The following is a 7316-nucleotide window of genomic DNA, read 5'->3' as shown; positions in this document are numbered from 1 at the left end:
CCGTTGGAAATCGGACCCGGGTGAATCGGGTTATCCCTTACGACCCATTATCAAGATGACTGCGGTTATCGCCGAGTCATTTTGCAAACGCTTAACCTTGTTACAGGGCGAAACACCGCTGGTTACGAATTGCTAACAACGGCTGAGGTCCTTGCCTGGCGGGCGATTGCATGAATATCGACAAGCTGCGTCGGACTTGATGCGATGCCCAGGACGCAACAATGAGCAATGCCTGTGCCAAGCGTGCGAAAGGCACCACAGCCCGTCTCGTATGGTTTCAGCCACGAACCCGGGTCAATTCGAAGCGGTTTTGCAAAGTAATTGCCGGACGGTGCCGTTAAACAATCAATGCGCCCGCGTTGTAAGAAAAGATGCGCTTGATAGGTAAATCGAAAGCGGGTTTTGCAGAAGTTGGACGACAAATCGGCAGGTTTGCCCGATTTGTTCACGGGATTTTGCGTTGCCCGTGAATCACCTTACACGGTAATCGCCCCGCCAATAAAGACGCAGCCGGTTTCGCGCCGCCCATTTCCCTTCAAAGTTTTCCAGCCTCGTGCCGTAAACCACTTAACGGCGGTTTCGCCGCTGCAACCATGAGGATTCGATTGTGCTGATTTTCATCGGAACACTAGTGACGCTTTTGTCGGTTTTCGGCGGTTATGCGCTGGAAGGCGGGCATCTGGGCGCGCTGGTCCAACCCGTTGAAATCCTGATGATTGCAGGTGCGGGTGTCGGCGCTTTCATCCTCGGCAACGGCATGAAGACGATCAAGGCCACGCTGCGCGTGATCCCGACACTCTTCAAAGGCTCCAAGTACAACAAGGATGTGTACATGGAGCTGATGGCGCTTCTCTACGTGCTGCTCGCCAAGGCGCGCAAGGAAGGCACGCTGACGCTGGAATCCGACATTGACGATCCGGCTAAAAGCCCGATCTTTGCGCAGTATCCGAAGATCCTCGCGGATCACCATATCGTCGAGTTCCTGACCGATTATTTGCGCCTGATGGTCGGCGGCAACATGAACGCGTTCGAGATCGAAAGCCTGATGGACGAGGAAATCGAAACGCATCACGCCGAAGGCGAAGGCCCGGCGCAGGCGCTCCACAAGGTCGGCGACGCGATGCCTGCGTTCGGCATTGTCGCGGCCGTGATGGGTGTGGTCCATACCATGGCATCCGCCGATCAGCCGCCGGCGATTCTCGGCGAAATGATCGCGCAGGCGCTGGTCGGGACGTTCCTCGGCATCTTGTTGTCGTACGGGTTGATCGGGCCGCTGGCGAGCGTTGCGGAGCAGCGCGTGGCCGAGTCGACGAAGATGTTCCAGTGCATCAAGGTCACGATTCTCGCGAGCCTGAACGGTTATGCCCCGGCTATTGCGGTCGAGTTCGGCCGCAAGGTGCTTTTCTCCACCGAGCGTCCGTCGTTCTCCGAACTGGAAGAACACGTGCGCCGCGTGAAGGCCAAGTAACGCCTTCACGCGAGAACGCGCTCCCGGAGAATCTGCCATGTCCAACAAAACCGATCGCCCGATCTTCATCAAACGGATCGTATCGAGCAAGAAAGCGCATCACGGCGGCGCGTGGAAGCTTGCGTACGCTGACTTCATGACCGCGATGATGGCGTTCTTCCTGCTCATGTGGCTGCTGAGCGCGGTGTCGCCAGTGCAGCGCCAGGGCATTGCGGAGTATTTCAACATGCCGCTCAAGAACGCCATCATGGGCGGGCAGAGTTCAGGCATGGACTCGAGCATTCTCAACGGCGGCGGACGCGATATCTCCAGCCCCGAGCAAGGCACGACACGCATGAGCGACGGCACGCGGCGCTCGAATCGCATTGATGAACAAACGCTGAGAGACGCGCAAGGCGAACTCGAACGCCGCGATCAGGCGCGCTTGCACGACCTGCAGGTCAAGCTGATGTCGGCGATAGATGCGAATCCGGTGTTGCGCCAGTTCCGCCAGCAGATTCGCATCGATTCGACGCAGCAAGGTTTGCGCATTGAAATTGTCGATACACAAAAGCGGCCGATGTTCGCCCTCGCAAGCAATTCCGTGCAGCCGTACATGCGCGACATCCTGCGCGAAATCGGCAAGGCGCTCAACGACGTGCCGAACCGGATCGTCGTGCAGGGACATACCGACGCCACGCAATACGCGGGCGGCGAGAAGGGCTACAGCAACTGGGAATTATCGGCGGATCGTGCCAACGCATCGCGCCGCGAATTGATTTCGGGCGGCATGGATGAAGCGAAGGTCTTGCGTGTGATCGGGTTGGCATCGACGCAAAACCTGAACAAGCAGGACGCCCTGGATCCGGAAAACCGCCGCATCAGCATTCTCGTTTTGAATCGCAAATCGGAAGAGTCGATGACACGCGACGAAACCGCCGCGACCACGATTACCAGCAATCCCCTTAACGCTGGCAACGCCACGCCTGGACTCGGCGCGCTCGTGCCGAACAAAGCGACGGCCAAGTAGCCAGCTTCAGGAAAAGCCTCAAAACATCGGACCGGGTACGACAAAACCATGATCAAGAACATTCTGACAATCGACGATTCCGCTTCAATGCGCAAAGTCCTCTCGGCGACATTCGTGGCGGCGGGGTATCGCGTGGAAGTTGCCGCCGATGGCGCCGAAGGCTACGAAGCGGCGCTCGCCGAACAGTTCGACCTCATCGTGACCGACCAGAACATGCCGGCCATGAGCGGGCTCGATCTGATCGTGAAGCTGCGCGGGCATCGCGCATATGCGAATACGCCGATCCTCGTGCTGACGACCGAATCCAGCGACCAGTTCAAGGCGGCGGCGCGCGAAGCGGGCGCGACGGGCTGGATCGAAAAACCGATCGATCCCGACATGCTGACCGAACTGGTCGCGACGTTGTCGGACGCCGAGCAGTCGCACTGAAGCAGTGAAGCACTCAAGCACTGAAACACGCAGCACGAGACAAAGCACAAGCAATTACGACGCGCATAGCGACGACAGACAAGGCATCCGGTGGTGACCCAGGCATGACACTCGACATTACGCAGTTCTATCAAACATTCTTCGACGAAGCCGACGAGCTGCTCGCAGACATGGAGCAATTGCTGCTCGCGCTGGATCTGGCGAACCCCGATCCCGAAGACCTCGGCGCGATTTTCCGCGCGGCGCATTCCATCAAGGGCGGCGCGGCGACGTTCGGTTTTTCGGCGCTGACCGAGACCACGCACATTCTCGAATCGCTGCTCGACCGGGCGCGTAACAACGAGCTGGTCTTGCGCCGCGACATGATCGATACCTTCCTTGAAACCAAGGACGTGTTGTCGGATCAGTTGAGTGCTTACCGTGCGAGCGCGGAACCGGATGCGGCCGCCGCAAAGGCGATCTGCACGAAGCTCGAGTTTCTCCGGGATAACGACGCGTGTAACGACGCGTGTAACGACGCGGGCCATGCGCCGCAAGCTGCTGCGCCGGCGCCGTCTTTCGCCGACCAAGCCGCGATCGCCCAGGACCTCGCGCAAGTCGCGATGGCGCTGGGTCCGAACGAGCCGCCCGCGCACGTGGTCGAGCAGGCAAACGAAGCCGTGGAAGAAGAGGGCGACTGGACGGAGTTTCCGTCCGCGCCGGAATCCACCGACTCAAGTGCTGACACCGGCCCGCATCTGAAAATCACGTTACGTGGGGTAGGGGAGAAGGACCAGGCTCTGTTGACCGAGGAGCTTGGAAACCTGGGGACAGTCGTCGGGGAAAAGAAGTCGGGCGGTGACCTGACGTTGTGGCTGGACTCGGATGTATCGGCGGATGACATCGTTGCCGTGTGCTGTTTCGTGATCGATGATTCGCAGATTTCGATTGGTCGCGGCAATGCGTCGAGCGCATCGGTGGATGAAACGCCGGTCGCAGCCGTGGAAGAAATCAAAGAGGTGGCAGAAAAAGCGCCCCAGGCAGAGAAGACGGAACCGGCGGCGGCTGCATCTGCTGCCGCCGAGTCCCGCGCAAACACACCGGTTTCGGCTCCGGCCGAAGCTCCCAAGGCGCGCGCCGCAGCGGCGCCGGCTGCTGCAGAAGGCAGTTCGATTCGCGTGGGCGTTGAAAAGGTCGATCAGTTGATCAACCTTGTCGGCGAACTCGTGATCACGCAGGCCATGCTCGCCGAAACCACGAGCACGTTCGATCCCGCGCTGCACGACCGCCTCTTCAACGGCATGGCGCAACTCGAGCGCAATGCGCGCGACTTGCAGGAAGCCGTGATGTCCATCCGCATGATGCCGATGGATTACGTCTTCAGCCGTTTCCCGCGTCTCGTGCGCGATCTCGCCGCGAAGCTCGGCAAGGAAGTCGAACTCGTCACGTTCGGTCAGGCGACGGAACTCGACAAGAGCCTGATTGAACGCATCATCGACCCGTTGACGCACCTCGTGCGCAACTCGCTCGATCACGGCATTGAAACCGTTGAAGCGCGTCGCGCGTCCGGCAAGGCCGCGGCGGGGCAACTGGTGCTGTCGGCGGCGCATCACGGCGGCAACATCGTGATCGAAGTCAGCGACGACGGCGCGGGCCTGCGCCGCGACAAGATCCTCGCCAAGGCGATGAAGCAAGGCATGCAGGTCAGCGAGTCGATGTCCGACGACGAAGTCTGGCAACTCATCTTCATGCCCGGCTTTTCCACTGCCGATCAAGTCACGGATATCTCCGGCCGTGGCGTTGGCATGGACGTGGTGAAACGCAACATCCAGGCGATGGGCGGCCACGTGGAAATCCAGTCGCGCGAGGGCAAGGGTACGACCACGCGTATTGTTTTGCCGCTGACGCTGGCGATTCTCGACGGCATGTCGGTGAAGGTCGGCAGCGAAATTTTCATCCTGCCGCTGAACTTCGTGATGGAGTCGCTGCAACCCGTTGCCGACGATATCTACACCGTCGCGGGCGGCGAGCGCGTGGTGCGCGTGCGTGGCGAATATTTGCCGCTGGTCGCGCTGCACCAGGTGTTCGAAGTCAGCGACGCACGCACCGAACCCACGCAGGGAATCATTACGATCATCCAGTCCGAGGGACGGCGTTTTGCCATGTTGATCGATGAGCTCGTCGGGCAGCAGCAAGTGGTGGTTAAGAACCTCGAAACGAATTACCGCAAGGTGCACGGCATCTCGGCTGCAACCATTCTCGGCGACGGCAGCGTCGCGCTGATCGTGGACGTGGCGGCGCTGAATCGTGAAAACCGCACGGCGCACGGCGCGGTGGCGTCGCTCACACATTAAGCATCAACGCATTGACGCAGTAACCAAACAACCGAACTCCGGGAGCTAAAAATGGCAGCAGACATTCAATCCATCACTTCCGCGGCGCAGCGCCGCGACGTTCAACGCGCTTCCACGCCAGCCGAAGCGGCCGGACAGGAATTCCTGGTCTTTACGCTGGGCGCGGAAGAGTACGGCATCGACATTTTGAAAGTGCAGGAAATTCGCGGCTACGACAACGTCACGCGCATCGCGAATGCGCCGACGTTCATCAAGGGCGTGATCAACCTGCGCGGCATCATCGTGCCGATCGTCGATATGCGCATCAAGTTCAATCTCGGCCGTGTCGAATACGACAACCAGACGGTCGTGATCATCCTGAACGTGGCGCATCGCGTGGTTGGCATGGTGGTCGACGGCGTGTCCGACGTCCTCACGCTTCAGGCTGATCAGGTCATGCCGGCGCCGGAATTCGGCGCGACGCTCACGACCGAGTATCTGACGGGACTCGGCACGGTCGATGGCCGCATGCTGATCCTGATGGACATCGAAAAATTGATGACGAGCAAGGAGATGGAGTTGATTGACTCCGTCGCGGCTTGATCCCACGTTTGGAAGAAAGACATGCTTAAGAACTGGTCGATTCGTACCACGCTGACCCTCGTGGGCTTGCTGTTCGTAGGCTTTGCCGCCGTGGTGGCTGCGCTGTCCCTGAACGGCTTGCGCTCGGCGGGCAATTCGTTGTCCATGCTGGCAGATAGCGACATGGTCTCGGTGCGCGCGCTCAACGACGCGTCGTCGTACTTGCTGCGCGCTCGCGTGACGCTTGACCGGGTGCGTTCACTCGATGAAGCCGGCAAGACCGACGAAGCGAAGAAGGCGATCGATCGCGGCCAGTTTTTGCTCGATAAATCCAACGAGAACTGGAAGCTGTTCCTTGCCACGCCGAAGCCGACCTTGCCGCAAGCAATGCTCGATGAAGTCGTCGCCAAGCGCGACACGCTGATGCGCGAAGGCGTGGATCCGGAGTTTGTCGCTATCCGCGCGAACGACTTGGCCGCGTATCACGCCATCGCCGACACGAAGATCAGCCCGATGTTCGTCTCGCTCGACACGGCGTCGTCCGCGGTCGTGGACTTTACGCAAAAACACGCCGATGCCTTGCGCGCGGATACGCAGGCGAATATCACGTTGCTGATCCAGGTGATCACGGGCGTGATGGTGCTGGCGGTGCTGACGTTGATTGCAACCCGTTTCGCAATGGGCGGCATGATCGTGCAGCCGATCAACGACGCGGTGGATCATTTCGAGCGCATCGCACGCGGCGACCTGACGCGCTCCGCTCACACCGATAAAACCAACGAGATCGGCCGCCTGTTTGCGGGTATAGAACGGATGCGCGTGAATTTGACCGCGATGGTCGGGGCGGTGCATCACGGCGCGGAATCCATCGATGTGGGTGCGCGTGAGATTGCAAGCGGCAATACGGACCTGTCACAACGTACCGAGGAACAGGCGGCGTCGTTGCAGGAAACGGCGTCGAGCATGGAACAGTTGACCAGCACGGTCAAGCAGAACGCCGAGAACGCGCGGCAGGCCTCGCAACTGGCCGTGAACGCGTCTGACATTGCATCGCGCGGCGGTGAAGTCGTCGAGCAGGTCGTGGACACCATGAACGCGATTTCATCGAGTTCGAGCAAGGTGGTGGACATCATCGGCGTGATCGAGGGGATCGCTTTCCAGACGAACATCCTTGCGCTGAACGCGGCGGTCGAAGCGGCGCGCGCCGGTGAGGAAGGGCGTGGATTCGCGGTCGTGGCCGGTGAAGTCCGCAGCCTCGCGCAACGCAGCGCGGCGGCGGCCAAAGAGATCAAGTCGCTGATCGGCGACTCGACGGCGAAGGTGGAAAGCGGCTCGCAACTCGTGGCGCGTGCCGGCACGACCATGGACGAGATCGTCCAGGCGGTGCGTCGCGTGACGGACATCATGGGCGAGATCAGCGCGGCGTCCGACGAACAGTCGCAGGGCATCGAACAGGTGAGCCGCGCGGTCGGGCAGATGGACGAAGTGACGCAGCAGAATGCCGCGCTGGTTGAAG

7 protein-coding genes are annotated in these 7316 nt (G+C 60.3%); 6 read left to right on the top strand and 1 reads right to left on the bottom strand.

Going from position 1 to position 7316, the window contains the following annotated elements:
• Positions 1–122 precede the first annotated feature (122 nt).
• Positions 123–449, bottom strand: coding sequence for a hypothetical protein (locus ACFFAR_RS19190; protein WP_174363718.1), 327 nt, complete (start codon positions 447–449; stop codon positions 123–125).
• Between the two features lie 158 nt (positions 450–607).
• Here ACFFAR_RS19190 and motA point away from each other — a divergent pair, with 158 nt between their 5' ends.
• The 6 genes from motA to ACFFAR_RS19160 all read left to right on the top strand — a co-directional run.
• Positions 608–1468, top strand: a complete 861-nt coding sequence (gene motA, locus ACFFAR_RS19185) for a flagellar motor stator protein MotA (protein WP_061998271.1) — start codon at positions 608–610, stop codon at positions 1466–1468.
• A gap of 37 nt (positions 1469–1505) precedes the next feature.
• Complete coding sequence (gene motB, locus ACFFAR_RS19180) at positions 1506–2477, top strand: flagellar motor protein MotB (RefSeq protein ID WP_174363717.1); 972 nt, start codon at positions 1506–1508, stop codon at positions 2475–2477.
• Positions 2478–2525: 48 nt separating this feature from the next.
• On the top strand, positions 2526–2906 hold the full coding sequence (locus ACFFAR_RS19175) for a response regulator (RefSeq protein WP_061998273.1): 381 nt from the start codon (positions 2526–2528) through the stop codon (positions 2904–2906).
• A gap of 104 nt (positions 2907–3010) precedes the next feature.
• Positions 3011–5239, top strand: a complete 2229-nt coding sequence (gene cheA, locus ACFFAR_RS19170) for a chemotaxis protein CheA (RefSeq protein ID WP_174363716.1) — start codon at positions 3011–3013, stop codon at positions 5237–5239.
• 51 nt (positions 5240–5290) lie between these two features.
• On the top strand, positions 5291–5821 hold the full coding sequence (gene cheW, locus ACFFAR_RS19165; RefSeq protein ID WP_174363715.1) for a chemotaxis protein CheW: 531 nt from the start codon (positions 5291–5293) through the stop codon (positions 5819–5821).
• A 21-nt stretch (positions 5822–5842) separates the two neighbouring features.
• The coding region (locus ACFFAR_RS19160) for a methyl-accepting chemotaxis protein (protein ID WP_174363714.1) at positions 5843–7316 on the top strand (1474 nt) is incomplete at its 3' end.

The organism is uncultured Caballeronia sp. (assembly GCF_964243625.1).
GTDB lineage: Bacteria > Pseudomonadota > Gammaproteobacteria > Burkholderiales > Burkholderiaceae > Caballeronia.
The sequence above is the reverse complement of the archived record's forward strand: the minus strand, read 5'-3'. Positions and strand labels throughout refer to the sequence as shown.

Excerpts from the sequence above, each read along its gene's own strand:
- motB (WP_174363717.1), top strand. The coding sequence starts at position 1,506 with ATGTCCAACAAAACCGATCGCCCGATCTTCATCAAACGGATCGTATCG.
- ACFFAR_RS19175 (WP_061998273.1), top strand. The coding sequence starts at position 2,526 with ATGATCAAGAACATTCTGACAATCGACGATTCCGCTTCAATGCGCAAA.
- cheA (WP_174363716.1), top strand. The coding sequence starts at position 3,011 with ATGACACTCGACATTACGCAGTTCTATCAAACATTCTTCGACGAAGCC.
- cheW (WP_174363715.1), top strand. The coding sequence starts at position 5,291 with ATGGCAGCAGACATTCAATCCATCACTTCCGCGGCGCAGCGCCGCGAC.